The sequence below is a fragment of the Tessaracoccus sp. SD287 genome (assembly GCF_017355265.1).
Classification (GTDB): domain Bacteria; phylum Actinomycetota; class Actinomycetes; order Propionibacteriales; family Propionibacteriaceae; genus Aestuariimicrobium.
The window spans coordinates 45,084-72,009 of record NZ_JADIJQ010000015.1; the positions used below are offsets into that span (position 1 = coordinate 45,084).

The 26,926-nt window shown below is 69.7% G+C and carries 21 protein-coding genes and 1 tRNA gene; 4 read left to right on the top strand and 18 right to left on the bottom strand.

The features are described from left to right. Positions 1-13: 13 nt before the first annotated feature. From IPV09_RS08045 to arsD, 9 genes are all read right to left on the bottom strand, one after another. Positions 14-1,357: an FAD-dependent oxidoreductase gene (locus IPV09_RS08045; RefSeq protein ID WP_207474730.1), complete on the bottom strand. Its 1,344-nt coding sequence runs from the start codon at positions 1,355-1,357 to the stop codon at positions 14-16. Positions 1,358-1,412: 55 nt separating this feature from the next. Then, positions 1,413-4,421, bottom strand: coding sequence for a GtrA family protein (locus IPV09_RS08050; protein WP_207474731.1), 3,009 nt, complete (start codon positions 4,419-4,421; stop codon positions 1,413-1,415). A gap of 71 nt (positions 4,422-4,492) precedes the next feature. Continuing rightward, positions 4,493-5,539 (bottom strand): glycosyltransferase family 2 protein, encoded by a 1,047-nt coding sequence (locus IPV09_RS08055; RefSeq protein ID WP_207474732.1) that lies wholly within the window; start codon positions 5,537-5,539, stop codon positions 4,493-4,495. A gap of 22 nt (positions 5,540-5,561) precedes the next feature. Beyond that, a tRNA-Thr gene (locus tag IPV09_RS08060) sits at positions 5,562-5,637 on the bottom strand. Positions 5,638-5,738: 101 nt separating this feature from the next. After that, positions 5,739-6,386 carry an arsenate reductase ArsC gene (locus IPV09_RS08065; RefSeq protein ID WP_242681380.1) on the bottom strand — a complete coding sequence of 216 codons (648 nt, stop codon included), beginning with the start codon at positions 6,384-6,386 and terminating at the stop codon, positions 5,739-5,741. After that, entirely contained in the window at positions 6,379-6,807 is a 429-nt protein-coding gene (locus IPV09_RS08070; protein ID WP_207474733.1) for an arsenate reductase ArsC, read from the bottom strand. Before IPV09_RS08070 ends, IPV09_RS08065 begins: the two co-directional genes overlap by 8 nt. Before the next feature lie 48 nt (positions 6,808-6,855). Further along, positions 6,856-7,557 carry a helix-turn-helix domain-containing protein gene (locus IPV09_RS08075; protein WP_207474734.1) on the bottom strand — a complete coding sequence of 234 codons (702 nt, stop codon included), beginning with the start codon at positions 7,555-7,557 and terminating at the stop codon, positions 6,856-6,858. A 75-nt stretch (positions 7,558-7,632) separates the two neighbouring features. After that, on the bottom strand, positions 7,633-9,381 hold the full coding sequence (arsA, locus tag IPV09_RS08080) for an arsenical pump-driving ATPase (protein ID WP_207474735.1): 1,749 nt from the start codon (positions 9,379-9,381) through the stop codon (positions 7,633-7,635). A 50-nt stretch (positions 9,382-9,431) separates the two neighbouring features. Continuing rightward, positions 9,432-9,821 (bottom strand): arsenite efflux transporter metallochaperone ArsD, encoded by a 390-nt coding sequence (gene arsD, locus IPV09_RS08085; protein ID WP_207474736.1) that lies wholly within the window; start codon positions 9,819-9,821, stop codon positions 9,432-9,434. A 94-nt stretch (positions 9,822-9,915) separates the two neighbouring features. Between arsD and IPV09_RS08090 the strand changes: the two genes are divergently transcribed. Further along, a complete protein-coding gene (locus IPV09_RS08090) occupies positions 9,916-10,266 on the top strand; it encodes a helix-turn-helix transcriptional regulator (RefSeq protein ID WP_242681381.1) in 351 nt (116 codons plus the stop codon). 2 nt (positions 10,267-10,268) lie between these two features. Here IPV09_RS08090 and IPV09_RS08095 read toward each other — a convergent pair whose 3' ends face one another. Together IPV09_RS08095 and IPV09_RS08100 are read right to left on the bottom strand one after the other, a co-directional pair. Further along, positions 10,269-11,966 (bottom strand): alpha/beta hydrolase, encoded by a 1,698-nt coding sequence (locus IPV09_RS08095; RefSeq protein WP_207474737.1) that lies wholly within the window; start codon positions 11,964-11,966, stop codon positions 10,269-10,271. Continuing rightward, complete coding sequence (locus tag IPV09_RS08100) at positions 11,966-12,808, bottom strand: regulatory iron-sulfur-containing complex subunit RicT (RefSeq protein ID WP_242681382.1); 843 nt, start codon at positions 12,806-12,808, stop codon at positions 11,966-11,968. The genes IPV09_RS08095 and IPV09_RS08100 overlap by 1 nt, the downstream gene beginning before the upstream one ends. A 143-nt stretch (positions 12,809-12,951) precedes the next feature. On the opposite strand from IPV09_RS08100, the gene IPV09_RS08105 reads away from it, so the two are divergent. After that, positions 12,952-13,479, top strand: a complete 528-nt coding sequence (locus IPV09_RS08105; RefSeq protein WP_370590258.1) for a PGPGW domain-containing protein — start codon at positions 12,952-12,954, stop codon at positions 13,477-13,479. A 47-nt stretch (positions 13,480-13,526) separates the two neighbouring features. On the opposite strand, the gene IPV09_RS08110 is transcribed toward IPV09_RS08105, so the two are convergent. The 6 genes from IPV09_RS08110 to IPV09_RS08135 all read right to left on the bottom strand — a co-directional run bounded on the left by IPV09_RS08110 (position 13,527) and on the right by IPV09_RS08135 (position 22,424). Next, a complete protein-coding gene (locus IPV09_RS08110; RefSeq protein WP_207474740.1) occupies positions 13,527-14,573 on the bottom strand; it encodes a DoxX family membrane protein in 1,047 nt (348 codons plus the stop codon). Between the two features lie 110 nt (positions 14,574-14,683). Further along, the gene (locus IPV09_RS08115) at positions 14,684-15,871 is read right to left on the bottom strand and encodes a DNA polymerase III subunit delta' (RefSeq protein WP_207474741.1); all 1,188 of its coding nucleotides are present in this window, start codon (positions 15,869-15,871) and stop codon (positions 14,684-14,686) included. An 88-nt stretch (positions 15,872-15,959) separates the two neighbouring features. After that, entirely contained in the window at positions 15,960-16,577 is a 618-nt protein-coding gene (gene tmk, locus IPV09_RS08120) for a dTMP kinase (protein ID WP_207474742.1), read from the bottom strand. Next, positions 16,574-18,004 (bottom strand): hypothetical protein, encoded by a 1,431-nt coding sequence (locus IPV09_RS08125; RefSeq protein WP_207474743.1) that lies wholly within the window; start codon positions 18,002-18,004, stop codon positions 16,574-16,576. The genes tmk and IPV09_RS08125 overlap by 4 nt, the downstream gene beginning before the upstream one ends. Before the next feature lie 4 nt (positions 18,005-18,008). Further along, the gene (topA, locus tag IPV09_RS08130) at positions 18,009-20,831 is read right to left on the bottom strand and encodes a type I DNA topoisomerase (RefSeq protein WP_207474744.1); all 2,823 of its coding nucleotides are present in this window, start codon (positions 20,829-20,831) and stop codon (positions 18,009-18,011) included. 69 nt (positions 20,832-20,900) lie between these two features. After that, positions 20,901-22,424, bottom strand: a complete 1,524-nt coding sequence (locus IPV09_RS08135; protein WP_207474745.1) for a methyltransferase — start codon at positions 22,422-22,424, stop codon at positions 20,901-20,903. Between the two features lie 49 nt (positions 22,425-22,473). Here IPV09_RS08135 and IPV09_RS08140 point away from each other — a divergent pair, with 49 nt between their 5' ends. Next, on the top strand, positions 22,474-24,756 hold the full coding sequence (locus IPV09_RS08140; RefSeq protein WP_207474752.1) for a DEAD/DEAH box helicase: 2,283 nt from the start codon (positions 22,474-22,476) through the stop codon (positions 24,754-24,756). A gap of 400 nt (positions 24,757-25,156) precedes the next feature. Here IPV09_RS08140 and IPV09_RS08145 read toward each other — a convergent pair whose 3' ends face one another. Continuing rightward, positions 25,157-26,332 carry an AAA family ATPase gene (locus IPV09_RS08145; RefSeq protein WP_207474746.1) on the bottom strand — a complete coding sequence of 392 codons (1,176 nt, stop codon included), beginning with the start codon at positions 26,330-26,332 and terminating at the stop codon, positions 25,157-25,159. Between the two features lie 250 nt (positions 26,333-26,582). Between IPV09_RS08145 and IPV09_RS08150 the strand changes: the two genes are divergently transcribed. After that, positions 26,583-26,926 (top strand): DUF222 domain-containing protein (locus IPV09_RS08150; protein WP_207474747.1); only part of this gene is annotated, 344 nt, incomplete at its 3' end.

Consider the following 26,926-nt stretch of genomic DNA (forward strand, 5'->3'; position numbering starts at 1 on the left):
CCACGCTAGTCGCTCAGCCGAGGCGGCGTCCGATCGCGGCGGCAGCCTGCTGGCCCGAGCGCACCGCACCCTCGAGGTAGCCGTTGAAGCGGGCGGCATACTCGGCCCCCGCGAACTCGACCGGGCCGTGCGGCTCGGCCAGCGGTGGGCCGGATGCCGTCCACACGCCGGGGGCGAAGTGGGCGCCGTGGCAGCCGCCGGTGAAGGGGGCGGTGCTCCAGTCACGCTCGACGTACTCGGCCATGGCCGGGCCCTCACCGAAGGCGGTGGACACCGACTGGGACAGGGCGGACTGGCGGAATCCGGGGGTGCGTTCGGACATCCCGTCGCCACCGGCCCCGAAGAAACCGACCAGGATGCCGGCCTTCTCGGGGTCGTCACTGACATCGAAGAGCACCCGCACGGTGCCGGAGTCGGCGCCCATCTGGCCCGAGAACCCGGCGTCGCGCCACCAGGCTCGCGGGTACCGGGCGACAGCCTTGACGACGCGGCCGAGCGGGACCTTGGCGGCCAGGTCGGCACGCCAGTCCTCCAGGGGAGGGTTGTAGGCGAACTGGACGGCCAGCTTCGGCGGCACCGCGACGATGGCGGTGCGCGCCGTGACCGATTCACCGTCACGCAGGGTGACCACGACGGCGTCCCCGGTGGTGTCGATGCCGACGACCTCGCAGTTCAACCGGACGACGTCGCCAAGTTCAGCGGTGAGGGCGTCGGTCACCTGGGCCATCCCACCGACGACCCGCTGCTGGCTGACCCCGCCGTTGACGGCGATCAGCGATTCCATGTCGACGCCGCTGTTGGCACGGCGCAGACCCTCGGCCAGGGTCACCTCGGCGGCACCGACACCGAAGGCGCTCTCGAAGACCCGGGCGAACCAGGCCTGACCGCCGGGGGTGCGCAGGTTGCTGTGCACCCAGCGACGCAGGTGCTGGTTCAGCCATGACTTGTTGCCCTCGGCCCAGACGGTGTCCCGGTTCATCCGGCCGGCGAGTCGCCGGAACCGGGCCAGCCCCTGCCCCAGGTCGGCCACCTCGAAGGGGTTCAGGCTGGCGTCGATCTCGTCCTGGCTGGGCACGGTGGTGACCACGTCCCCCATCCGCAGTGAGACGTCGCCGACGCTGGCGCCGACCAGTTCCAGACCGAGACGCCGCACCAGGGCATGCATCCGGGAGTGCGGTTCGGCGATCCATTGACCGCCCAGGTCGGCGGTCGCGCCGTCGCCGAGGACGGCCGTCTCAACCCGGCCACCGACCCGGTCCCTGGCTTCCAGGACAACAACGCTGTGCCCTCGTGCGACAAGCTCGCTGGCGGCACTCAGCCCGGCCGGGCCAGCTCCGATGATGGCGCAATCAAGCACAGGAGTCCCCTCTCTATCTTTCCCACTCACGTCGTCCTCACTGTACAAAGCCGGCTCAGCCGACCGATGGCGGGGTCGCCTCAGTGGGCCGCCGAGCCGACAGCACGGTCAGCGCGATGGTCGCCAGCATCGCCAGCAGGCTGCCGATGATGCCGAACCCCAGTCCGGGGGTTCGGTACACGCAGGACACCTCCGTGGCGTCCTGGACGGGCACCGCGAGCAGTCCCCCGCGGCTGGCGGTCTCGACGGGACGCCCGTCGGCCCGGCATTCCCAGGCCGGCTGGGAGGTGGTGGCAATGACCACCTGCCCGGTCTGCGGCCGGGTGAACCGCGCCGTGATCCGGCGCCCCTCGGCGGTGGTCAGGGGCGGGCTGGTTGCCGCCACTTCGGCGGCCAGCGCCTCATGGTCGATGCACAGGGCCAGACCAAGCGGGGTGTACTTGGTGTCCCGCGACAGGTGGCTCAGCTCAATGGGCTGCCCGGCCGGCGCCAGGTCGTCGATGAACTGTCCCTGGGAGCCGACCACCCGCTGCCCGGCAGCGCTGTCGACCCAGGTCGCCCGTCCGGCCAGGTTGGGGGTGCGGAAACTGGGGCTGCCGGCGCGGCAGGTGACCCGGTAGACCAGTGTGTGTCCCGGTCGCGAGGCCACCACGGCGTCGCTGCTGATGGTGGGCACTTCCCCGTCGTCCCAGGCCAGGTCGAGCGTGGGAGCACTGACCACGGCCGTGTTGAACAGCGAGGCCCAGGTGGCCACGGGGTCGTCGGCTGCCGCCGCCGGCGAGGTGAGCGTGCGCACCATCGGCATCACGGGGGTGACGGCGACCGAGCCGCTGCCGTGGTCCCAGCGGGCGCGCAGCGAGAGCAGCACGTCGGTGAGCAGGCCGGGCTGGTCATAGATCTGGCGGCCGCCGGCCCACAACCCGTAGTCACGCAGCGTCGTCTCCAGGTCGGCGGGCAGCGTCGAGGCGTACATGGAGACACCGGGCAGGCCCAACCGCAATGGGGCGTTGGCCGTGTTCCAGCGCGGCTGGGGGCTGTTCAGCGGGTTGCCGGTGCGGTAGTTGGGCCAGTCGGCAGCAGCCAGGACGGCCCGGGACTGCTGGCGTTCGCCGCCCCACGCCTTCACGTACGGGTCGCTGACGCCGTACGTGTGGCGCGAGTGGGGGGTGACGATGATGCCGGACCAGACCAGTTCGACGACCACCCCGAAGATCAGGATGACCTGACCGGTCCAGCGCCACCCGGGACGCCTGCGGGGCAGCAGTCCGTACAGAAACAGGGCCGCGATGGTGACGTAGGGCCCGAGCCACCATCGCGCATGGGTGACGTGGGTGAGGTCGGCGTCGGTGCCGCCGGCATGCCAGACCAGCAGCGAGACCACGACCAGGGCCAGCAGCAGCTGGGTCCTGGTGAGCCATCCGCTGGGGTGCTCGGCGGGCCGGTGGAGGCCCGGCTCAGCGGCCTCGGCGGGCTCGGCGGCGGCTTCGGTGAAGGCATGCCAGCCGACCACCACCAGCAGCCCGACGATGACGAAGCTCCAGCGGTGGGCATTGCCGTTGGGCGTGTCACCGCCATTGAACACCTGGATCGCGGGCTTCCACTGCAGGGAGGTCACCGCGACCACCGCCAGCGCGCACCAGGCGATGCGGGCGCGCCACCCCAGGGCCGGGGCCAGCAGCACTGCGGCGGCGGCCACCAGCAGCAGCGAACCCGCGAACAGCATGGGGGGAAAGTCGATGCCGGCGGTGAAGCCGAACAGCCGCAGCGTGATCTCGTCGGGTGTCACCCGGTTCAGGGTCGAGGGGGCGGCGGCGGCGTGGCGGACCGCCTGCAGCGAAGGCCACAGCAGCCACCAGGCGGTGCCGACCCCGAGCCCGCCGCGCAGCGCGAAGCCCGCCAGCCCGCGCAGCAGCGGCCCGCGGGTGGCGACCAGCCAGACCACCAGGAAGATGGCGGCGCCGATGCTGGCCATCATCGCCGAGTAGTAGTTCGACCACCAGCCCAGCGCGACCAGGGCGACGGGGGCCACCACCGCCCGGTGGCGCACCGTCAGCACGCCGGCGATGCACATCAGCGGGAAGGCCAGCAGGCCGTCCAGCCACTGCGGGGTGGTCATGCCGAGCTGGATCACCCACGACGAGGTGCCGTAGCCGACCGCCAGGGCGACACCGGCCAGTTTCGGGGCGCGGGGGCGCAGCAACTGCAGCAGGGCCATCATGGCGCCGGCGGCCAGGCCGACCCGCAGCAGGGACACCGCCAGGATCGCCAGGTCCATCCAGCGCAGCGGCAGCAGCGCCACCAGCAGCGTGAACGGGCCCCCCAGGTAGGTGGCGTACTCCGCCAGGAATCCGGTGCCGGCCGCCCCCTGCCAGGTGAAGGCAGCATCACCCAGGGCATGGCCGCTCAACACGTCGTGCAGGTAGAGGTGGAAGGGCAGGTACTGGGGGCCGTAGTCGCCGATGCCGCGGCCGATCTCTCCGAAGGGGGTCAGTCCCAGCGCCCGGGCAATGAGCACGTTGGCCACGACGGCGCCCAGCGCGGCGCTGGCAGGTGCGGCCAGGGTGCGTCCCAGCCCGGCCCAGTCACGAACCGGGGCGTCCGGGTCGCGCCCGACCAGCACCATCCGGGTGATCAGAAAGGTGAAGGGGATCGCCAGGATGCCCATCACCAGGGTGATGTAGCGGGTGTCGGCGCTGAACAGGCTGACCAGCAGCACCGACCCGAGGGTGGTGAAGGCGACGTTGACCAGGGTGGTGGCCGGGAACGCGACGAAGCTGCGCCAGCTCGGCGCGACCCGGTAGGTGAACCAGCAGTTCGCGAAGTAGCTGAACACCACCGACGCTGCCCAGGCGACCAGGTGCGCGGCCACGTAGGGCATCGTGGTGGCCAGCAGCAGCCGGTACAGCCCGTAGTAGACGCCGGTGTTGGCGACCCCGACCAGCCCGAAGCGGACAACCTGGCCCACGACGGGCCGGCGGGCGATGCCGGCCAGTCGGGGCGGCATCCGGTCGATGACCACCGAGACCTGGCGCGAGAGGGGGTAGGCGCGCCGGCTCTCACTCATCGAATCGTCTCCTGGTCTGTTGGCGTCGGGTGGGGCCCCGGACGATGCCGGTCATCACGCAGCGTCCGGGGTCAGGCACGGTGCTGGTCCCGCCGGACCCCTTCGACGATGGCGTCACGGCTCAGCGGCACCGAGTCCAGGGCCGCGGAGTCGACCGGGGTGATGCCAGGACGGGCCAGGTTCTGGCCGTGGTCGTTCACGGACTCGGCGATGATGTAGTGCGGACGGCCCTTGACCTCGAGGTAGATCCGTCCGATGTACTCCGCGATGATGGCCAGGCTGATCAGTTGCACGCCGCTGAACATGGTGACGGCGGCGATCGTGGTCAGGTAGCCCGGGGTCTGAACCCCTTGGCGGAGGAAGCCGACCAGCAGCCACACCAGGTGCGCCACGGAGACCAGGATCGCGAAGACCCCGATCCCGAAAACGAAGCGCAGCGGCTTCTGGTTGAAGCTGAGCACTCCGTCCAGTCCGTAGTTCACCAATGACCGGAAGGTCCACGACGACTCGCCGGCATCGCGTAGCACGTTCTCGTAGCTGATCACGGTGGTCGGGTAGCCGATCCAGCTGAACAGTCCCTTGGAGAACCGGTTCTGCTCGCCGAGTTCCAGCAACGACTCGACCGCCCGACGGCTCAGCACCCGGAAGTCCCCGACGCCGTCGGTCAACTCGACGTCGACCAGGCCGTTGACCAGTCGGTAGTAGGCCTTGGAGAACCAGGTGCGGATCGCGGAATCGCCCGAGCGGGACCGTCGGGCCACGACCTGGTCGGCCTCGCCCTGCAGCAACACGGCGACCATGTCACGCAACAACTGCGGCGGGTGCTGCAGGTCGGCGTCCATGATCGCGACCGCGTCGCCGCGACTGGCGCGCAGCCCGGCCAGCATCGCTGCCTCCTTGCCGAAGTTGCGGCTGAAGGAGATCACCCGCACCCTGACGTCATGGGCGGCCAGACCTCGGGCAATCTCGAGGGTGGCATCACGCGAACCATCGTTGACCAGGATCAGTTCGAACTCGCGGCTCAGGCCGGCGGTGGCTGCCAAGGTCTCCTCGTAGAGCCGCTCCAGGGAAGCGGCCTCGTTGTGGCACGGCACGACGAGCGAGAGCATGGCGAGCATGGTGTGAGCCTAACCGAGGGGGTGGAGCCGTCTACGGGAATCGAACCCGTGGCCTGCGCTTTACGAGAGCGCCGCTCTACCGACTGAGCTAAGACGGCCTGCCGGGACGAACCCGGCCGGGATGACTATACCGCCTCCTGGCGCGTGCTCCGCACCCTCCCGACCCGCAGCTCGCCCTGCGGGTCGTACTCGCTGGGGATCAGGTCTCGCTCAGCAGCTCGGCCAGGAGCCGTTCAATGCGGGCGTCAATCTCGTCCCTGATCCGCCGCGCCTCCTCGAGGGAGACGTCGGCGGGATCCTCGATCTCCCAGTCCTCGTAACGCTTGCCGGGGTAGATCGGACAGGCGTCGCCGCAGCCCATCGTGATCACGGCATCCGCGGCCCGCACGACGTCGTCAGTGAGCGGCTTGGGGAATTCCTGGGACAGGTCGATGCCGAGCTCGGCCAGCGCCGTGACGGCGGAGTCGTGAATGGCAACGGCCGGCGCCGATCCGGCAGAGCGGACGTGGACCCTCCCCCTCGCCCGGTGCGCCAGCAGGGCCGCGGCCATCTGAGAACGGCCGGCGTTCTGGACGCAGACGAACAGCACCTCGGGGACGTCGTGGGGAAGCGCCCCGCGCGTCTGGGCCAGCGCCGTGAGACGGTCGCGGGCGAAGCGGGCGGTCAGGTTGGGCAGGTGCACCGTGACCTTGGCCGTTCGGGCCAGTGCGGTGTAGGACTCGGCGACGTAGCGCTCCACCATCTCGGGCCCGAAGATCCCCTGAAAGCGGGTGGACAATTCGGCGGTGATCGTGTGCAGCTCCCGATCGGGGTTCACCAGACCCGGCAGTGACCGCCGCTCATCCATGATCGCGCGTTGAGGTCGGGGTGGCGACGAGGCTGGCAATGAGGTCCTCGACGCGCGCCTTGATCTCATCCCGGACGGGCCGAACTCCTTCGACGTCCTTGCCCGCTGGATCCTCCAGCTTCCAGTCCTCGTAGCGCTTGCCCGGGAAGATCGGGCAGGCGTCGCCACAACCCATGGTGATGACCACGTCCGATTCCTTCACCGCGTCGGTCGTCAGGACCTTGGGGGTCTGGGCGGCGATATCGATGCCGACCTCGGCCATCGCCTGCACCGCGGCTGGGTTGACCCGGTCGGCGGGGGCGGACCCTGCCGAGCGAACCTCGACCTGGTCACCGGCGAGGTGGGAGAGCCAGGCCGCGGCCATCTGGGACCGGCCGGCGTTGTGGACGCAGACGAACAAGACACTGGGACGATCGGACACGGGTTGCTCCTTGGATGGGGTGGGGCTGGGTGGGACGGGCTGACTCGGTCAGGGGTGGGCCCCGGCACGACGAGCGCCGGCGAGGGTCAATCGTGTGGACAGGGCGCTGACACGGCGGCTCAGGGCGTCAAGCGCGTCGTCGAACGCCTCGGGGGTAGCCGAACGCACCGGGTCCGGGATCGACCAGTGGACGTCGACGGGAAAGTCCAGCTCCTCGTGGGCGCGGTCGCACACGGTGACGACCAGGTCGTCGGGGGCGCGGACCGTGTCGACATTCTGGGGGCGGATGGCGGGCAGGTCGAGACCGTGCCGCTGCGCGGCGGCGATGGCACCGGGGTGGATGCGATCAGCTGGATGGGTGCCTGCCGAGACAGCCGGTACCTCACTCGAGCGTCGCCACAGCGCAGTGGCGAGGTGCGAGCGGGCGGAGTTGGCGGTGCACAGGAACAGCAGCCGGGGCACGGCGCGCAGCGGAACCGTGACCGACTCATCCAACGCAGCCGCGGTGAGCTGCACGTAGGCGCGACGTCCGTCCCCCTCGGAACGGACGCGGGCCACGATTGCTGCACCCTCGAGAACGTTCAGGTGGTGGGCGAGAAGGTTGGACGGAATGGCCAGCAACTCGGCGAGTTCCGAGGGAGAGGCATCACCCCAGCGCAGCACGTCCACGATGCGCAGCCGCGCACGGTCGGCCAGCGCCGCATGGACGGCCACGCGCCGTTCCAGATCCCGCACCTCGTCAATATTCATTGACTCAATGATTGTTGAGCCAAACTGAGATGTCAACCGTACCTGCGTCAATGGCGAGCCAGACGGCAGGCAACCTCAGGTGGCCAGGGCAGCCAGCCGGTCCGCGCCGACGGGCTCACGAGTCTGGGTGGGGATCACCGCCAACCGCGGTGCCTGGGCGGTGACGGCCTCGATCTGGTGCTGCTCGGCTCGTGCCCGGGTCGCCAGCAGCGGGCTGGTGGGGCGGGCAGCCGCCAGGGAGTTGTTCACGACCCAGCCCCACGGATGGATGTCGGCACGCTCGAGGTCGGCGACCAGGCCCTGGGCCTCGAGGATCGGGGTGGTCTCGGGCAGGGTGACCACCAGGATCTTGGTGTGATCCGGGTCCTGGAGGCGCATCAGCGGCGTGGTGACGCGGCCCTGCTGGGCCTCATCGAGGTGGCGGGTGATGTCGCGGTGGTAGGAACCGGTGGCGTCCATCAACAGCAGGGTGTGTCCGGTGGGGGCGGTGTCCATCACGACAAACTGATGCCGGGCGCGGTTGACGGCGCGACTGAACTGCTGGAAGACGGCGATCTCTTCGGTGCAGGGGCTGAGCAGGTCCTCGGCAAGCGCCGCACGACCGGCGTCGTCGAGACTGGCCCCCTTGGTGGCCATGACGTGGTCGCGATAGGCGCGGGTGGCCTGTTCGGGGTCGATGGCGCTGACCTCCAGACCGTCGATGTCGCCGTCGAGCGTGGTGGCCAGATGGGCTGCGGGGTCGGTGGTGGTGAGCAGCACCTTCTTGCCCTTGCGCGCCAGGGCGACGGCGATGGCGGCGGCGACGGTGGTCTTGCCGACCCCGCCCTTGCCCATGGTCATCACCAGTCCATGGTCGGCGGCCGCCAACTCCTCGATCTGCTCTGACAGCGCGGGCAGAGCGCCGAAAACATCGCTGGTCACGTTCTGGTCGGTGCTGCTCGCGTCGGGGCCGAACAGACTGGCGAGTGCCTCCAGCCCCACCATGTTGTCCCGCTTCAGGGTGATCTCATCGCGCGGCAACTGGGCAAGACTGGTCGGCATCGACGCCAGCGCAGCCTGCTCGCGGGCGCGGATCGCACCGTGCAGCCCGTCCTCGCTCCCGGGCGGCAGGACCCCGTTGACGACCAGGTACGAGGCGAAGATGTCGAGTTCGGCGAGTTCGCCCAAGGTGCGGGCCACCTCGTCCAGACTCGACGACTGGGCCCGGGCGACCAGCACCAGGCGGGTGGAGGTGGGATCGGTGAGCGCGTCGACAGCGCTGCGGTAGGTGGCGCGGTTCTTCTCCAGGCCGGCCATCGGGCCGAGGCAGGAGGCGTCACCCTTGCCGGCGTCGAGGTAGTCGGTCCAACTGCCCGGCAGTTGCAGCAGGCGGATGGTGTGACCGGTGGGAGCGGTGTCGAAGATGACGTGGTCATAGTCGGCGGTGGCCTCGGGATTGGCCAGCAGGTCGGTGAACTCGTTGAACGAGGCGATCTCGGTGGTGCAGGAGCCGGACAGTTGTTCGGTGATCGTCGCGATCTCCTTGGCCGGAAGAATCGCCCTGACCGGGTCGATGATCCTGTTGCGGTAGTCCTCGGCGGCCTGGTCAGGGTCGATCTCCAGCCCGTCGAGTCCGGGAACGCTGGTGATCGGGGTGATCCGATTGCCGATGGCGGTGCTGAACACCTGTCCCACGTTGCTGGCCGGGTCGGTGCTCACCAGCAGCACCCGCCTGCCCTGGTGGGCCAGGTGGACGGCGGTGGCGCAGGCGATCGTGGTCTTGCCGACGCCGCCCTTGCCGGTGAAGAAGAAGTGTCGGGGCGGGTGCTGCAGGAAGGCGGTCATCACGGGCTCTTTCGGTGTGCTGGGCAGCGGTGTGGTGGTGCGATTTGCCGTCAGCAGCAACCGGAGGAGCCAGTCGCGGTCCCGCCCCCGCAGCAGCCGCTGGTGACGACCGGGAGTTCGGCGCGCTCCCCCTGCTCAGGCTGCCCGGCATAGCGCAACAGTTCCTGGCGGCTGGGGTGGCGACCGGTGAGCACGGTGACGTCGTCAACCAGGGTCAGCGGCAGTCCCTCAGAGCCGGCGGCCTGCAGGAAGGTGACCACGACCGGGTTCTGGGCGAACAGTGCCGGATCGCTGGCGAGGTTCGCGCGCTGCACGTCCACCCCCTGCTCCTGGAGCGCGTTCACGTCCGCGGTGAACGTCACGAGTTCCTGGTCGAGTTCCGGGCCACAGACCCCGGTGTTGCAGCACAGCGCGGGTTCGAAGATGCGGATGGCGGGCATGGAATCCTCCAGCAGTTCATATCGACGGGCATCAATGCTTTGAGCATCCTCTGTGACATCGACGTTTGTCAATACGATCGCGTAGGCTGGGCCCATGATGCCGACAATCGAGCCCGTCCTCGGGGACGGGATTGACTCCTGCGCTCCGGCGACCCAGACGATTCCGGTTGCTGCTGCCGAGGACCTGGCGGCCGTCGCGAAGGCGCTGTCCGACCCGGTGCGGCTCCGCATCTTCCATCACATCGCGGCCAATTGCTGCTCGAGCGTGTGCGCCTGTCACCTGCCTGAGGTGTTCGGCGTCAGCCAGCCGACCCTGTCCCACCACCTCACCAAGCTCGTCAACGCCGGTCTCGTGCACCGGCAGATGCGGGGACGCTGGGCCCACTTCACCCCCCGGCCCGAGGGTTTGGCCGCGCTGCGCACCTTCCTGGCGGACCTTCCCTAGGGTCAGCAGGTCAGCCCGTCGGCGGGCACCGTGTTCTTGTTCACGAAGTCCTGGACAGCCTTCTTGGCGCACTCATTGCCCAGGGAGTAGACCCCGTGGCCGGCACCCTTCCAGGTCACCAGCACGCCCGAGTCGAGTTGCTCTGCCATCCACTGGGCCTGTTCGTAGGGGGTCGCCGGGTCGCCGGTGGCCCCCAGCACCAGGATCGGCGGCGCGCCAGTGCCGGTGAGCTTCAACTGGTCCATCGGCTTGGCGGTCCAGTAGGTGCACTGCATGCCGGGGCCCATGTAGGTGCCGAAGATCGGGGCAAGCTTCTTGGCCTTGTCCCAGTCCGGACGGACCTCGGCGGCCCCCTCGTCGGTGGAGTCCGCGCAGGCGATGGCCGGGAAGCTGAACGCCAGCGAACCGTAGTTGCCGTTCTCGTCCTTGCCCTTCAGCCAGCCGGCGGCGAGCAGCAGGAAGCGCGGCTCGTTGCCCTCGCGGGCGAAGCGCAACGAGTTCATCAGCGACTCGTAGGCCTGCTCACCGGAGTACAGGAACGAGGCCACGCCCAGCACCCCGTCGTTCTGGGTCAGGGTCTGGGTGGCACCCTTGATCGGGTTCTGGTCCAGGTCGGCGAACCAGTCGCTGAGGTTCTTGACCACCGCATCCTGGCTGTCACCGTAGGGGCATTCGGAGTTCTTGGCGCACCAGGCGCCGAACTCCTTCAGGGCCAGGTCGAAGCCCATGGCCTGGATGACGGTCTCCTTGTCGGTGATGTTCACCGCCGAGTCGAGCACCAGTCGTCCGGCCCGCTTGGGGTACAACTCGGCATAGACCGAGCCGATGAACGTGCCGTAGGAGACGCCGAGATAGGTTAGGTGCTGGTCGCCCGCCAGGTGGCGCAGGTAGTCGAGGTCGCGGACGGTGTCAATGGTGGAGATGTGGTCGAGCAGGCCACCGGACTTCTCGCGGCACCAGTCGGCGAACTCCTTCTGGGCGTTCCCGAGGGCGTTGAACTCCTGGTCGTCGTCGGGGGAGATGTCGGCCGCGTTGTACTTGTCCATCTGCTCGTTGCTGGCGCACACGACCGGGGTGGAGGCACCGGCCCCGCGGGTGTCCCAGCCAATGATGTCGTAGCCGGGGAAGCCGGAGGCATCAAAGCCGTCGACGTAGTCCTGGCCCGACCCGCCGGGCCCACCGGGGTTGATGAACATGGTGCCCTGCTTGTCGCCGCTGGCCGGACGCTTCTTCATCTTCAAGGTGATGGCCTGACCATCGACCTGGTCCCAGTCGAGCGGCACCAGGACGGTGCCGCACTGCATGCCGCCCTGGCAGTCGGCCCAGGTGATCCGCTGGTTCAGGTAGCGGTCCATGCCCTGACCGGCGGGCGGGTTGGCGAAGCCCTCCGGGGTCGCACTGGACGCCACCTGGCGGCGGTCGGGAGCCGTCGGCGCATTGGGCCACACCGCGTGCTTGGACTTGTCATAGGAGGCCACCGGCACGTCATTGGGGTCGATCGTGGCCGGCGCGTCGGTGGACCGGGGCTGGCTGGAGGACTGCTGCGTGCTCGGCTGCTCGGTCGGCTGCTGGGTCTGTTGGACCTGGGTCTGCGCGTCGGTCTGGTCGTTGCCCCACGGGCCGACACCCAGCAGGGTGCAGCCGCTGGCCACCACGGCCACGGCCATCGCGGTGGCGATCATGCTGAGTGGACGTCGCATCACATCTCCTGAGAGCGGTCTTTGGCCAATTTCTTGGTGCGCTGTTTGCGGGCCTGGCTGGACGGGCACACCGACTCCAGGGGGCAGCGGCGCACCTCGCCGCTGCTCTGCCGGACCACGACCGAGTCGGTGGGCACCGAGTGCCCGATGACGGTGCCGCGGCCCTGGTCGGTCTGCACATCATCGCCGACGCGGGGGGCACGCTGGGCGAAGTCAACGTAGAGCGGATGCTCGTACTTCAGGCAGCACATCAGCTTCCCGCAGGCGCCGCTGATCTGCAGCGGGTTGTTGGGCAGATTCTGGTCGCGGGCCAGCCGCAGCGAGACGGGCTCGACCTTCTTCAAGAAGGTGGAGCAGCACAGCTCGCGTCCGCACGAGCCAATGCCGCCGACGACCGAGGCGGCGTCCCGGGCACCGATCTGGCGCATGTCAATGCGTGAGCCCAGGGTGCGGGCCAGTTCGGGCACCAGGGCTCGGAAGTCCACCCGGTCGGGGGCCGTGTAGTAGATGGCGGTCAGCGGGTCGGGACCGCGGTCGACCAGGTCGACGGCGACGACCTTGAGGTCGAGGTCGTGGGCGGCCGCCAGACGCTTGGCAGCGATGCGCGCCTTGGCGCGGGCGGCGCGGTTGGCGGTGTCGCGCTGCAGGTCCGCGGCGGTGGCATGCCCGAGGCACTCCGGGAAGTCACTGACATCGTCACTGGACGGCTCGGGGGCCCAGATGACCTGGGCAACCTCGGGGCCGGCAATGGTCGGGTACAGCACCTGGTCGCCGACGGCGTAGTCCCCCGCCTCGGCGCGCAGGTAGTGCAGTTGGCCGTGTCGCTCGAACGTGACAGCCATCACCCGGATCATGCAGACACCCTACTGAGCCGCGCAATGCCGCGAGGCACACCATGCGGGGGCTGTGCGCGGGCGCTGGCATACTGGCCGAACCGACATCGCCAGCCGGAAGGGGTCCAGCGACCGTGACGAAGACGTCCACCGTGAGGATCCTTGCCCACGTCGCGGTGCTCTGCCTGGGCTGGTTGCTGGTGGTGGCCGGTGTGGCAGCTCTGTTCCTGCCCGGACCAGGCATGTTGCTGCTGTTCGCCGGCATCTACCTGCTGTCGCGGCACCACCGGTGGGCCCGTTACCTGCTGCGCCCCGTCAAGTTGCAGGCGATGCAGGGCGCGGCCGAGGGCGTCGAGACCCGGCTGCGGATCGCGGCCTCCACCCTGGGTGCCCTGTGCGTGGGCGGGTTCGGGGTGCTGTGGCTGGTCCAGCCACCTGCCCCGTCGTGGTGGCCGGCACCGGAACAGTGGTGGCTCATCGGTGGCCGCACCGTCGGTGTCACGCTGGCCCTGTCGTGCGTGATCGCGTTGGTGCTGCTGTTCTTCAGCGCCCGTCGGTTCCACGGTCACCCCGAGGAAGTCGATGAACTTCGCGCCATGATCCGGGCCCGGAAGCGGGCCGTCGCCACCATCCGGCAGCGTCGCCGGGATCGTCGCGCAGTCGGGTCGACGACGACGTAGCAGGCGCCGCGCGCCGATGACGCGCGGCCGCTACCAGCCGTAGGTGACTATTCGGTGCCGTACTTGTCGCGCCAGCGGTTGTGGCGCCAGCTGGCGTCCATGCCCCAGCCGCCGCTGCCCAGGGTGAGCAGGGCGAACCCGACTGCGGCGACCAGTACCTCGAGTTCGCCCACGAAACCTGGCAGGTCGGACTGGAAGATCTCGACGGTGCCCCACTTCACCAGGGCCAGGGCGCACCCGGCCAGGGCTGCCACGCACACGCCAATGACGCGCACCCCCAGTCCGAAGACCAGACCCAGGGCTGCCAGGCCATGGGCAATGGCCAGCGCCCACGGCAGGTACTCCAGGTAGGGCATGCCGATCTGGTCGAGCAGGTCGCGGGTGGCGGGAATGTCGGTGATCATCTGGTAGCCCCGAATGGCCAGGATGGCGGCCAGCACCAGCCGCAGCACGAACAGCCCCAGCGAACCGAACCACTTGTCCGTGGAACGACGCGGCGGCAGCGGACGCTCCGGGCCGGCCCCCTCGTCGGGGGTGATGGTGCCCAGGGATCGTCGGCGGGCAGCCTCGGCGGCCTCGCGGCGTCGCACGTTCTCGTCCTCCACGTCGCGGGCGCGGGCGTCGGCCTCGGCCTGTTCCCGTGCCAGCCGCTCCTCGCGATCCTCGAGGGATTCCTGCTGTGCGGCGTCCTGGTTCGCGGCGTCCCCGGGCTGTTCGAAGCCCTTGGGGCTGAAGACCGGCGGACGGGAGTAGGTCTGGGCCACCGGCAGCGCCATCGTCGGCTCCGGGTCGTTCGGCTGGGGCTGGAACTGCTGGGTGGGTTCCGCGTCGGTCACCGGGTCGAAGACCTGGGTCGGTTCGGAATCGTGCGGGTCAGCGTCGTGCACCCCGTCGAACTGCTGGGTGGGATCATCGTTGCCCTGCTGCGCACCCTGCCGGGTCTCGTCCTGCCGGATCTCGTCGTGGGTGGTCTCGTCGTGGGGGGTCTGGCCCTGCTGCCCATCGACGTGCTGGTGCTCACGCCGCTGCTCGTCGTCGCGGCGCTGCTCGTCGTCGCGGCGCTGCTCCGGATTGACCGGATGTTCCTGGCTCATCGGAGCTCCTCTCGTGACCGTCAGCTCGACGCCCATTCAAACACTCCCGGGGAGCCGACCCGTGGCGGACACGCACGGTCGGCGGCTGCCGGCACCGCCTCGGCGGGGGTTCAGCGGGGGTCGGCCAGGCTCACCATCAACGATTCCATGGCGATCAGCGGGGTGACGTTCTGCTCCAGCGCCTCGCGGGTCGCCAGGATCGCGTCGATCCGTCGCAGGGTCTGTTCCGGGCTGGAGCCGCGCGCCGCCCGGGCCACCTGCTGGCTCTGCTCGGCATTGATCAGGTGCGGTCCGCCACCGGTCTCGCTGGGCAGGTCCAGCCCCAACGCACCGGTCTGGACGCCCAGCACGTCGCGGTACCAGGTGGTGAGTTCGGTCAGCACCCGATCGAGGGAGTCGCGCTGGAGCCGTTTGGCGCGGGCCTTCTGCTGGTCCTCCAGCGCCTTGAGCGCCGCGGCCGCGTTCTTGGGGCGGGCCCCCTTGGTCCCCACGCCCAGGGCCTCGGACAGCGCCGCGGTCTCCTTGACGTCGATCTCGGCGGTGGCGGCAGCGGCCTCGTCCGCGCTGGCCTTGACCAGGTTCTCGGCCGCAGTCAGGCAGGCACCGATCGAGGTGAGCTGGCCGGGAATCTCCAGCACCCGGCGTCGACGGTCACGTGCGGACTCGTCGCGGGCCAGTGCCCGGGCCCGGCCGATGTGGCCCTGGGCTGCGCGCGCCGCATAGGTCGCCATCACCACGTCGACGCCGTCGCGGCGCACCAGCAGGTCGGCCACGGCCTGGTCGGTGGGCGTCGCCAGGGCCAGGTGCCGCGTCCGTGACCGGATGGTGACCACCACCTCGTCCGGGTTCGGTGCGCACAGGATCCACACGGTGCGCGGTGAGGGTTCCTCGATGGCCTTCAGCAGGGCGTCGGCGCCGCGGTCGGTGACCCGGTCGGCGTCCTCGACGACGATGATCTGGTAGCGCCCGCCCATCGGACTCATCGAGGCGTCGCGGACCAGGTCACGCACCTCGTCGACGCCGATCGACAACTTTTCGGTGCGGACCAGCTTCACGTCCGGGTGCGCCCCCGACAGGGCGGTGCGGCAGTCGGTGCACTGGCCGCAGCCGTGGCGGGGGCACTGCAGGGCGGCCGCGAAGGCTCGGGCCGCATTCGATCGTCCCGACCCCGGTGGGCCGGTGAACAGCCAGGCATGGGTCATGGCGTGGCCGGCACCGGAATGGCTGGCGTCCACGGCCCTCTTCAGGGTGGCGACCACATCGGCCTGACCCACCAGGTCGTCCCAGACTGTTGCCATCACTGCCCGCCCCTGTCGATGTGCCCCGCGTCGCGTTCCATCCTGACATCCCCCACTGACATGTGCTGCGGGCTCGGCCCCCGGGGCCTCAGCCTGCCCCCAGCAGGGGACGCAGCCGCGTCCGCACCCGGGCGGCCAACTGGTCGCGCGGCTCACGTCCGGGCAGCACCAGGTAACGGTCGGGGTCACGCTCGGCCAGGTCAAGGAACAGCCGGCGCACGTTGCGGTGGAACTCCTGGCCGGCGCTCTCGAGGCGGTCGGGGTCGGCCTTGGTGTGCACCGCCACGTCGGGGTCGACGTCCAGCACCACGGTCAGGTCGGGGCGCAGGTCACGGGTGGCCCAGCGCGCGACGTGCTCCAGTTCGGCCAGGTCCACCCGGCGACCTGCCCCCTGGTAGGCCAACGTGGAGTCGACGTAGCGGTCGCAGATCACCACCTCGCCGGCAGTCAGCGCCGGAATCACCACCTCGTCGACGTGCTGGGCCTTGTCGGCGGCGTAGACCAGGGCCTCGGCGCGCGGCGAGATCGGCCCCGAAGCGGGGTCGAGCAGCAGGTGACGCAGGTGCCCACCCAGCCACGTGTCCCCCGGCTCCCGGGTCACCCGGTGGGCGATGGACTGCTCGGCCAACCAGCCGGCCAGCAGCCGCACCTGGGTCGACTTCCCGGCACCGTCGCCACCCTCGAAGACGACAAACACCCCGCTCATACCAGCGCCTTCAACGCCACGATCCGCAGCCGCAGACCGGGCCACTCGTCGACGAACTGCCGGCGCGCCCCGTCGCGGGCGTCACCGGCGCGCTGCAGTTCGCGGCCGGCTTCGAAGGCCGCCGCCGGGGTCCACCCGGACATCACGTCGTCGCCAGGCCAGTCATCGACGCGCTGCGTCGGCTCCAGCAGTCGCTGCAGCTTGCGCAACTGTTTGGCCAGTTTGCGGGACAGCTTCCCGAACAGGATGCCCAGCCCCTGGGTGGTGGCGAGCAGATGGCCGGTCGCGGTCAGCGCCGCCTCCCAGGCCTCGTCGGGACTGTCAGGACGCAACTTCTGGCACCGGTCCATCAGGATCCGCATGCCGGCCTCGAGCTGTTGGCGCAGCACCGGTGCCGCCTGCCGATTGCTCAGGTCGCCCAGCTGCGGTGCCCGGGCGGCGCCGATCAACCTGTCCAGCACGCTGTAGTAGCGCTCGTCCAGGGACCTGACCGGACGATCGGCGCCCTGGTCGATGAGGGCGGCCAGGTCGTTCTCCAGACTGGCCCGCCAACTGGGTTCCAGCACCGAGGACAGGCTCGCCACCACCTGGCGCAGCGTGCTGAGTTCGCTGATCAACGGCGTGATGCTGCGGTCCGCCGGGGCGGGACGGGGCGCCGCCTCGTCCGGGTCGGTGGCGGCGCGGGCCTGCGCCAGTTCGCTGGCACGCAGGGCCAGGTCGGCGCGAACCAGGTCCTGCAGTCGGGCGGCGAAGACCTGCGAGACGAACGTCTCCAGGCTCACCCTGGCATCCCACGCGCGCGGGGCGGGGAAGTCGGTCAAACCGGTGGCCGGGGGGCCGAGGCTGGTCACCATGTCGGCGAAGGCGTCGACCTGGATGCCGCCGACCGCCGTCAGCGAGTCCGCCACGAACCGACGTTGCGCCCCGGTCATCGCCGGGCTCGGCACCAGGGTCACCTCCCGGAACCGGGCAGTGGTCAGCCCATTGCGGCGAATGGTGACCAGCTCGTCGCGGACGGTGCCCAGTGAGACGTCGTCGGCGTCCTTGAACGAGTAGGAGTTGCGGACGATGGTGACCGCCGCCACCGGTCCGAGGGTGGCGCGGCGACGGAAGGGACGCACCAGTTCGGCCAGGTCGTCGGGCAGGTCACCGGCAGCGCCCAGCGGCTCGGAGTGGTCGGCCGGCAGCCACGGCTGCCAGTTGGGGGCATCCAGGTACCAGTCGCCGAGCCCGTCGACGACCCGGTGCGCCAGCATGACGCCGCTGCGCAGCAGCCGCTGGTCGGGGGCGTCGAGCAGGGTGATCACCATCTCGAAGCTCGCGTCACTGCGCACGGTGACCCTGTCGATGCCGACAGCCGGGTTGATCAGCCGCGGCGACTCCAACGAGTACGGCAACTCGAAGTACAGCTTGCGTCGGCGCGCCATCGCTCTACTGCTCGTCCGTGCCCGAGGCCCCAGCGGTCGCAGCCGCTGTCGTCCTCGCGGTCGTGCTCTTGGCCGTCGTGGTCTTGGCGGCTGTGGTCTTCTTGGCCGTCGTCTTCTTGGTCGTCTTCGTCGCGGCGGTGCTCGTCTTCTTCGCCGTGGTCTTCTTGGCGGCGGTCGTCTTCTTGGCCGTCGTCTTCTTGACCGCCGTCTTGCGGGTGGACTTCTTGGCCGGGCCCTTGGCGCGCTTCTCGGCCAATAGCTCGGCGGCACGCTCGGCGGTCAACTCCTCGATGGAGTCGTCCTTGCGCAGGGTGGCGTTGTACTCACCGTCGGTCACGTAGGGCCCGAAGCGGCCGGACTTGACCACCATCGGTGCCCCGCTGACGGGATCATTGCCCAACTCCTTCAGCGGGGGTGCGGCAGCGGCGCGTCCACGGGTCTTCGGTTGGGCCAGGATGGCCTTGGCCTCATCGAGGGTGAGCTCGAAGATCTGGTCCTCGCTGGCCAGCGAACGGGAGTCGGTCCCCTTCTTCAGGTACGGGCCGTAACGACCGTTCTGGGTGGTGATCTCGACCCCGTCGTCGTCGGCGCCGACCACTCGTGGAAGGCTCATCAGCTTCAGCGCGTCCTCGAGGGTGACCGTCTCGGGGGTCATCGACGCGAACAGGCTGCCGGTGCGGGGCTTGGTCTTGTCACCCTCGTCGAGGACCTCGGTGACGTAGGGACCGAACCGGCCGTTGCGCACCACGATCGGGGCATGGGTCTGCGGGTCGAGGCCCAGTTCACGCTCCTCACCCATCGGCCGCTCCAGGAACTCCTGGGCCTTCTCACGGGTCAGTTCGTCGGGCGGCAGGTCGTCGGGAACGTTGGCGCGGCGACCCTCGCCGTCCTCGACGTAGGTGCCGTAGCGTCCGACCCGCACGTCGATGCCACTGTCGTCCAGGTCGCCCAGACCAAAGGTGGACAGGGCGCGGGCGTCGATCTCGCCCAACTCGCTGACCAGCGCTTTCAGTCCGCGGAAGTCGTTGAAGGCCTGGCCAAGCGAATGGTCGGTGTCGCCGAAGTAGAAGGCGCCGAGCAGGTCGAGCCGCTTCGCATTGCCCTTGGCCACCTCGTCGAGGGTTTCTTCGAGCTTGGCCGTGAAGTCGTAGTTGACCAAGGTGGGGAAGTGCTCCTCCAGCAGTCGGGTGACGGCGAAGGCGAGCCAACTGGGCACCAGCGCCGAGCCCTTCTTCCAGACGTAGTCACGACTGATCAGGGTCTGGAAGATCGACGCGTAGGTCGAGGGACGACCGATCTCGAGCTCTTCCAGCTTCGCCACCAGCGACGGCTCGGTGTAGCGCGAGGGCGGCTTGGTGTCGTGTCCGGCCGGCTTCAGCTCGAGCAGGTCGAGGGTCTGCCGGGCCGAGAGCTGCGGCAGCCGGGCCTGGGCATCGTCGGCGTCCCCCTCGTCGACGGCAACGACGTAGGCGCGCAGGAAGCCGGGCTCGGTGATCGTGCGACCCGAGGCGGTGAAGTTCGCCACGCTGACCTCGACCTGCTCACCGAGGTCGATGGGGGCATCCGGGGTGGCGGTGATGCGCACGGTCAGGGTGTTGCCCTGGGCGTCGATCATCTGGCTGGCGATGGTGCGCTGCCAGATCAGCTCGTAGAGGCGGAACTTGTCGCCGGTGAGGCCGGTCTGGGCGGGGGTCCGGAAGGAGTCACCGGCGGGACGGATCGCCTCGTGCGCCTCCTGGGCGTTCTTGACCTTGGAGGAGTACATCCGCGGACGATCGGGAATCGAACCGGCCCCGTAGAGCTGGGCGGCCTGGGCACGGGCGGCGCTGATCGCCTGCGAGCTCAGGTTCACCGAGTCGGTACGCATGTAGGTGATGTAGCCGCCCTCGTAGAGCTGCTGGGCGACCCGCATGGTGGTGTCGGAGCTGAAGCCGAGCTTGCGGCCCGCGTCCTGCTGCAGGGTGGTCGTCCGGAACGGGGCGTAGGGCCGGCGGGTGTAGGCCTTGGACTCGACCGAGCCGACGGCGAAGGCCGCGGTGGCCAGAGCGTCGGCCAGGGCGGTGGCGGTGGTCTCGGTCAGCGCGATGGCGCCCTTGCGGGTCAGCACCCCTTGCGGGCTGAAGTCCGAGCCGGTGGCGACGCGGGCGTCGTCCAGGGCGGTCAGCCGGGCCGTGAACCGCGTGCCCTCGGACTCGAGGTCGGCGTCCATGTCCCAGTAGTTGGCGCTGGTGAAGGCAATGCGCTCACGTTCGCGGTCAACGACCAGACGCATGGCGACCGACTGCACCCGGCCGGCCGACAGCTTGGGCTTGACCTTCTTCCACAGCACCGGCGAGACCTCGAAACCGTAGAGCCGGTCGAGGATGCGGCGGGCCTCCTGGGCGTCGACCAGGTCGAGGTCGAGTTCGCGGGGATGCTTGACGGCCTCGGTGATGGCCTCGCGGGTGATCTCGTGGAAGACCATCCGCTTGGCGGGGACCTTCGGCTTGAGTTCGCTGAGCAGGTGCCACGCGATGGCCTCGCCCTCGCGGTCACCGTCGGTGGCCAGCAGCAGTTCGTCCGCTTCGGCCAGGTGCTGCTTGAGCAGCCGCATGGTGGCCTTCTTGTCGGCATCGACCACGTACAGCGGCTCGAAGTCGGCATCGACGTTCACCCCGGTGCGTGCCCACTTCTCACCCTTGTACTTGGCGGGCACTTCAGCAGCGTTGCGGGGAAGGTCACGCACGTGCCCCCGGCTCGACTCCACGATGTAGTCGTCGCCGAGGTAGCTGGCGATCTTGGTCGCCTTGGTGGGTGACTCAACGATCACGAGCCGCTTGCCTGCCATGGAGCACCTTCTGTTGGGGGAAATCGCCGCAGTGTTGCCGCGGCACTCAGTGAACGCTACCGAGGCCTGTCAAGCGTGCACCGTGCCACGGCCGTTCGCGGTCACCGTCTCACGATCGAGGAAGCCGTCGCGAATCGCCGCCCGAATCCTGGGTTCCAGCTCGCGACGCAGGTCGTCGGGGTCCACCTCGAGCAGTTGCGCGACGGCCGGCAGGATCACGCCCAGCGGCAGGTCGCCCTGGCAGGCGCCGAGGACGGCCGCCAGCGCGGTGCCAGCGTCGATGGCGCGGCGCAGACCGCTGTTCTGGCGCAGGACGATGTGCTCGGGTCCGGAGGCACCGGGGGCGCCCGTGGACTCCTCGACGACGTGGTCGGCGACGGTGAACTCGATGGCCGCCAACGTGTCCCAGTCCAGCCGGCTGGTGCCCAGGTCGTCCTGGTGGCGGGCGTAGGCCTCCCCCACCGGTTGCTGGACGGCCCAGGGCCATTCCTCGAAGCGGCGTTCCGGGTCGTCGCGGCCCGATTGGGTGAGCACCAGCCAGCCCATGCCGACACCGACGATGCCCAGTTCGGCGAAGTAGTCCAGCCACTCGCGGTAGGCCTCGCGCCACCGTGGGGTCTGGTGCAGGCCCGCGTCGGTGAGCCACATCTCGATGTACTCGTGGACGCCGAGCCGTTCACGCTCGATGGCCCACAGGTCGGCGTCGGCGGGGGCCCACCCGGCCAGACGCTCCTGCCAGGGCTGGTCGGCAGTGAGTGCCCAGTTGCCGAGCACCTGCAGCGAACCGCCGGGGGTCAGGTGGTCGGTGGCGCCCTCGACGACGGCGCGGACCAGTCCGTCGCCGACGAAGCCGCCCTCGCGGTAGACGAGTCGCCGGGTGGTCGGCGGGCTCATCACGTACGGGGGGTTGGTGACGATCAGGTCGAATCGTTCGGGCACCGGGTCGTAGAGCGAGCCCAGTCGCAGGTCGAGGCTGATGCCGGTGAGCCCGGCGGTCAGGGAGGCCAGTTGCAGGGCGCGGGGGTTGAGGTCGGTGGCCACCACCCGCTGGGCGTGGCGCGACAGGTGCAACGACTGGATGCCGCAGCCGGTGCCCAGGTCGAGCGCCGAGTCGACCGGACGACGCATCGCCATCTGGGCCAAGGTGATGGAGGCGGGGCTGGCCCCGAGGACGTAGTCCCCGCGCATCCGGACCGGCTGGTGGTCCAGACCCGGGGTCAGGTCGCTGACCAGCCACCCGGAGGCGCCGTCGTCGGGGGAGGCGTAGGGGCGCAGGTCAATGCCGGCCCGCAACTGGTCGGCCTCGAGGCGGACGATGCCAGCGCCGACCAAGGTGTCCAGGTCGAAGACCCTCGCCAGCCGGGCCTGCGGCACCGGACGCTGCAGCAGCCACAGCCGGATGGCGTCGTCCAGGGCGTCATCGCTGCCCAGGGCCATGTCGGCCGGCACGGTGATGTTGCGCATCAGTCCCTGCTGGCCGTCCTCGCCGATGCGTTCCAGCACGGAGTCCACGTCGTAGCCGATGCCGTGGAGTGCGTCACGGAGTCGGGCGGTGGCGTCGTCGTCGAGCAGCGGACGGGGTGCGGCGGTCATGACAGCCAGTCTGCCGGACGGGGGCGTCTGCGTGTCAGCGGGCCGTGGCATGCTCGGTCGGGTGAGTGTTCCCCCGTGGTTGGTCGGCGATCAGCGTGTCGTCCACCATGATCATCGACCGGCGCGGGTCGGCGCCGTGGCCGAATGGCCAGCCTGGCTGCCCGACGACGTCCGGGCGTCGGTCGCTGCCGCCGGCATTGCTGCGCCGTGGTCGCACCAGGTGGAGGTGGCCGAACTGGCCCACGCCGGACGGCATGTCGCGATCTGCACCTCGACCGCGTCGGGCAAGACGCTGGCCTACCTGTTGCCGATCATGGCAGCGACGGCGTCCACCGAGCCGTCGCTGGGACGCGCGGTCAGTGACCGGCGCCACCGCATCACCACGACCCGGCCGCACACCGCGCTGTACCTGTCACCGACCAAGGCACTGGCCCACGACCAGTACCGGGCCGCCCGGGCGCTGGGGCCCGACCGGTGGCGGGTCGCGACCCTGGACGGCGACTCCGACCAGGCCGAACGCCGATTCGCGCGCGACCACGCCGAATTCGTCCTCAGCAATCCGGACATGGTGCACCTGTCGGTGCTGCCGCAGCACACCCGCTGGGCGGCGCTGTTGGGCTCGTTGCGGTATGTGGTGGTCGATGAGGCCCACCGGTATCGCGGCGTCTTCGGGGCCCACGTGGCCCAGGTGCTGCGGCGCCTCCGGCGGGTGTGCGCCCACTACGGTGCCGACCCGGTGTTCGTGATGGCGTCGGCGACGGCCACCGACGCGGGGACCACGGGCGGGTTGCTGATCGGCGAACCCGACGTCGAGGTGGTCGACGTCGATGGCTCGCCGCGTCCGGCCCGCGACGTGGTGTTGTGGCAGCCCGGCGCCAGCGCGCCGGTCGACGCAGCCGAACTGATGGCCCGACTGGTCGACGAGGGCCGGCAGACCATCACCTTCGTGGGCTCGCGGACGCAGTCCGAACTGGTGGCGAACCGGACGTCGGAGGCAGTGGCGTCAGGCGCCAGGGTCGCCGCCTACCGGTCGGGATACCTGGCCGGTGATCGCCGCGGTCTGGAATCGGCGCTGCAGTCGGGTGAACTCACCGGGATCGCGGCCACCAATGCGTTGGAACTGGGGGTGGACATCTCGGGCATGGACGCGGTGCTGGTGGCCGGCTTTCCCGGGACGATGGCCTCGTTGTGGCAGCAGGCCGGGCGGGCCGGGCGCCGCGATCGTGATGCGCTGGTGGTGATGCTGGCCGGTGACGACCCCCGTGACCAGTACCTGGTGCAGCACCCTGAGCTGGTGCTGCAGGCCCCGATCGAGCGCACCGTGCTGTTCCCGTTGAACCCGCACGTCCTGGGTCCACACCTGGCGGCAGCCGCGCAGGAACTGCCACTGACCCGCGCCGACGGCCGCTGGTTCGGACCCGATGCGATGGCCCTGGTCGAACTGGCCGAGCGCCAGGGGGTGCTGCGGCGTCGCGGACAGATGTGGTTCTGGACCCGGCCCGACCGGGCCGTGGACCGCATCAACCTGCGCTCGATGACTGGCGCTGCGGTGCAGGTGATCGAGGGCGGCACTGGCCGCATCATCGGTCAGGTCGACCCGTCGGCGGCCGACCGGACGGTCCATGAGGGGGCGGTCTACCTGCACCAGGGCGACCAGTGGCTGGTCGATGAGTACCTGCCGGAGCTGTGCCAGGCGCTGGTGCGCCCGGCCAGACCGACGTACTGGACCCAGCCGGTCTCGGTCCAGGACCTGACGATCATCCGGACCCGGCGCACCGCACCGTTCGGGGACGCCGGGGTGGTCGTCCACCTGGGCGATGTCCGCCAGACAAGCCAGGTCACCGGCTTCCTGAGACGTGACGAACGGACCGGGCAGGTGTGGGACCAGACCCCGCTGGACCTGCCCGAGCATGCGATGACGACACGGTCGATGTGGTGGACGATTCCTGCCGGCGTGTGTGCCGAGGCGGGGCTGGAGGGGTTGGCCCTGGGTGCGGCAGCCCACGCCGCCGAGCACACAGCCATCGGCCTGCTGGGCGTGTTCGCCCCCTGCGACCGGTGGGACATCGGCGGGTTGTCGACGGCCTTGCATCCCGACACCGGGGAGTGCACCATCTTCGTCCACGACGGGACGCCCGGCGGGGCAGGGTTCGCGGAGCGGGCCTTCGACGTGGCCAGGCCATGGTTGGCAGCGACCAGGGAGCGGTTGGCCCGCTGTCCGTGTGAGACCGGCTGCCCGGCGTGTGTGGTCTCGCCCAAGTGCGGCAACGGCAACCAGATGTTGGACAAAGTTGGTGCGCTGGCGCTGGTGAGCGCCATGTTGGCTGAATGACGACCTGGTGTCGCCGCTCAGGCAGCAGGGGCGGCGAGCTTGGCGAGTGATCGATCCCCGTTGCCGACGCTGGCAACAATGCCCTCGAAGGTCAGGTGGGAAAAGGTGATGCGCGTGGCCCCTCATCCCCTCAGAGAGGGGCCACGCACACTCCCCCGTGGTGCGCTGAGCGCGATTTCATCCCCGCCAAGGTGATGAACCAACCACGAGGCTTGTGGAGGTCATTGCTGACCTGCGGACCAGACTAGGCCGATCCTGTCCATTCATGCCATCCCAGATAACAAGGTTTTGGAAACCTTCAGGAATCCTTGGGTTTCGGCCCTCGTTACTGGCTTCCCCCTAGTCTGCACCCCCTGCTACTTCCAAGCAAGACCTGTCGAGCTCTGAAGTTCTTTCAGAATTATCGCGTGCCCCAGTTCCACGTCGGGGTGGTCAGCAGCCCGCGGCCCTCGACGAGGGTTTCGCCGGTGTTCTTGACCAGATGGTGGTGGACCACTCGATCGTCCCCGCCGGCCTGGACCAGGGGGCCGATCAGGTCGGGCGCGTGGCTCACGATGATGACCTGGGTGCGTTGGGCGACCTGGGCAATCAGCGCGGCCAGGACCGGCAGGGCGTGCGGGTGCAGGCTGGTCTCGGGCTCATTGAGGACCAGCAGGCTCGGTGGGGCCGGGCTGAGCAGGGCGACGGCCAGCAGCAGGAACCGCAAGGTGCCGTCGCTGAGTTCGGCGGGGCCCAAGGGTCGCAGCATGCCGGGTTGGTGCGCCTCCAGGGTGAAACGCCCGTCGCTGGTCGGGGCGACACTCACCCGGGTGTCAGGAAAGGCCTGGTCGATGGCGGCGTTCAGCGGTTCGGCCCAGGCGGATTCGCCGATGCTGGCCAGGGCCGCGGCCAGGTCGTGTCCGTCGGGGGCGAGTACGGGGGTCCAGGTGCCGAGGCAACTGCCCCGCGCCGGGGCGTCGGTGTCGGTGCGGAAGCTGTCGTAGAAACGCCACGAGGCCACGGTGTGGCGCATCAGCCGCAGTTCTGGGTACTCCAGGGGATCGGCGACCTCGGCCAGCATGCTGGTGCGCGGCGACAGGTCGTCCAGTACCCGCCGGCCGCCGCGTTCGCCGAGCACTGTCACGGTGCCGGCCTTGCGTCGCACCAGTGCCCCCGCCGGACGGAACAGCGGCGGCACGAAGATCTCTTCGCGCTTGATGACCGGGTCATGGATGAAGATGCTCTGCCCGGGCACGGGCAGGCCGATGTCGACGAGGTAGCCGAGGTCGTCAGTGGTGAAGCCAAGCATCAGGCTGACCGGCTTGGACCGCTTGCTGGCACCATGGATGGGCACGTGTCCGCTGCGCATGCCACCGGAGATGTTCTCGGGACCAGCCCACAGGACACGGTCCAGTCCGCCGTCTCGCGCCAGCGGTGCGACCACCCCACCCTCGACGGTGGCCGCCAGCAGCCGCAGCGCCCGGTAGAGGCTGGATTTGCCCGCGCCATTGGGGCCGGTGATGACGGTCATCGGCGCCAGTGGCATGACGAGGTCACGCAGCGAGCGGTAGCCGTGGACGGCCAGCGTGGTGATCATGGCGCCAGCCTAGGGACGGGGTGGGACATGGGGCGTCGGAAACGGTGACTGGCGGGAGTTCTGCAGCTGTGGTGCCGGAGACGAAGCGTTGACAGCAGGAATGGACAGGCGGACCAGGGTCGGGTCGGGGAGGCGTAGCTCCGCGTTCCACGACCTACGGGTCCGCGAGCCTGAGTCACCTCGGGATCGCTCGCAAACAAATTCCGAGTCAGCTCTTGCATTCCGTATTAGTACGTGTGTACGATAGAGCATGGACAGAGTCGACCGGTGGATCCACCGCACCGAACAGGCCGGGCAACTCGCCGGCCAGCTCGCGCAGGTCCAGGCCGAACTCGTCACCCTCACCGCAGAACTACTCGCCGACGGCGGCTGGGCCGGTGACGGGGTCCGCTCCCCAGCGCACTGGCTGCAGGTCTACACCGGCCTGTCCCCGACGCAGGCAACGCAGCTGGTGCACGTCGCCGAACGGGTCGAGGGTCTGGCGCCGGTGGTGGCGATGATGGGGCAGGGCCGGTTGACCCTTGACCAGGCCGCCCCGATCGCCGCGCACGTGCCCGACCATGCCGTCGCCGAGGTCGCCGACCTCGCCGAACG

What these genes read in the sequence shown, in the direction of transcription:
- IPV09_RS08050 (WP_207474731.1), bottom strand. Translation starts at nt 4,421, where the DNA reads ATGAGTGAGAGCCGGCGCGCCTACCCCCTCTCGCGCCAGGTCTCGGTG.
- IPV09_RS08055 (WP_207474732.1), bottom strand. Translation starts at nt 5,539, where the DNA reads ATGCTCGCCATGCTCTCGCTCGTCGTGCCGTGCCACAACGAGGCCGCT.
- IPV09_RS08065 (WP_242681380.1), bottom strand. Translation starts at nt 6,386, where the DNA reads ATGGATGAGCGGCGGTCACTGCCGGGTCTGGTGAACCCCGATCGGGAG.
- IPV09_RS08075 (WP_207474734.1), bottom strand. Translation starts at nt 7,557, where the DNA reads ATGAATATTGACGAGGTGCGGGATCTGGAACGGCGCGTGGCCGTCCAT.
- arsA (WP_207474735.1), bottom strand. Translation starts at nt 9,381, where the DNA reads ATGACCGCCTTCCTGCAGCACCCGCCCCGACACTTCTTCTTCACCGGC.
- arsD (WP_207474736.1), bottom strand. Translation starts at nt 9,821, where the DNA reads ATGCCCGCCATCCGCATCTTCGAACCCGCGCTGTGCTGCAACACCGGG.
- IPV09_RS08090 (WP_242681381.1), top strand. Translation starts at nt 9,916, where the DNA reads ATGATGCCGACAATCGAGCCCGTCCTCGGGGACGGGATTGACTCCTGC.
- IPV09_RS08095 (WP_207474737.1), bottom strand. Translation starts at nt 11,966, where the DNA reads ATGCGACGTCCACTCAGCATGATCGCCACCGCGATGGCCGTGGCCGTG.
- IPV09_RS08100 (WP_242681382.1), bottom strand. Translation starts at nt 12,808, where the DNA reads ATGGCTGTCACGTTCGAGCGACACGGCCAACTGCACTACCTGCGCGCC.
- IPV09_RS08110 (WP_207474740.1), bottom strand. Translation starts at nt 14,573, where the DNA reads ATGAGCCAGGAACATCCGGTCAATCCGGAGCAGCGCCGCGACGACGAG.
- IPV09_RS08115 (WP_207474741.1), bottom strand. Translation starts at nt 15,871, where the DNA reads ATGGCAACAGTCTGGGACGACCTGGTGGGTCAGGCCGATGTGGTCGCC.
- tmk (WP_207474742.1), bottom strand. Translation starts at nt 16,577, where the DNA reads ATGAGCGGGGTGTTTGTCGTCTTCGAGGGTGGCGACGGTGCCGGGAAG.
- IPV09_RS08125 (WP_207474743.1), bottom strand. Translation starts at nt 18,004, where the DNA reads ATGGCGCGCCGACGCAAGCTGTACTTCGAGTTGCCGTACTCGTTGGAG.
- topA (WP_207474744.1), bottom strand. Translation starts at nt 20,831, where the DNA reads ATGGCAGGCAAGCGGCTCGTGATCGTTGAGTCACCCACCAAGGCGACC.
- IPV09_RS08135 (WP_207474745.1), bottom strand. Translation starts at nt 22,424, where the DNA reads ATGACCGCCGCACCCCGTCCGCTGCTCGACGACGACGCCACCGCCCGA.
- IPV09_RS08140 (WP_207474752.1), top strand. Translation starts at nt 22,474, where the DNA reads ATGCTCGGTCGGGTGAGTGTTCCCCCGTGGTTGGTCGGCGATCAGCGT.
- IPV09_RS08145 (WP_207474746.1), bottom strand. Translation starts at nt 26,332, where the DNA reads ATGATCACCACGCTGGCCGTCCACGGCTACCGCTCGCTGCGTGACCTC.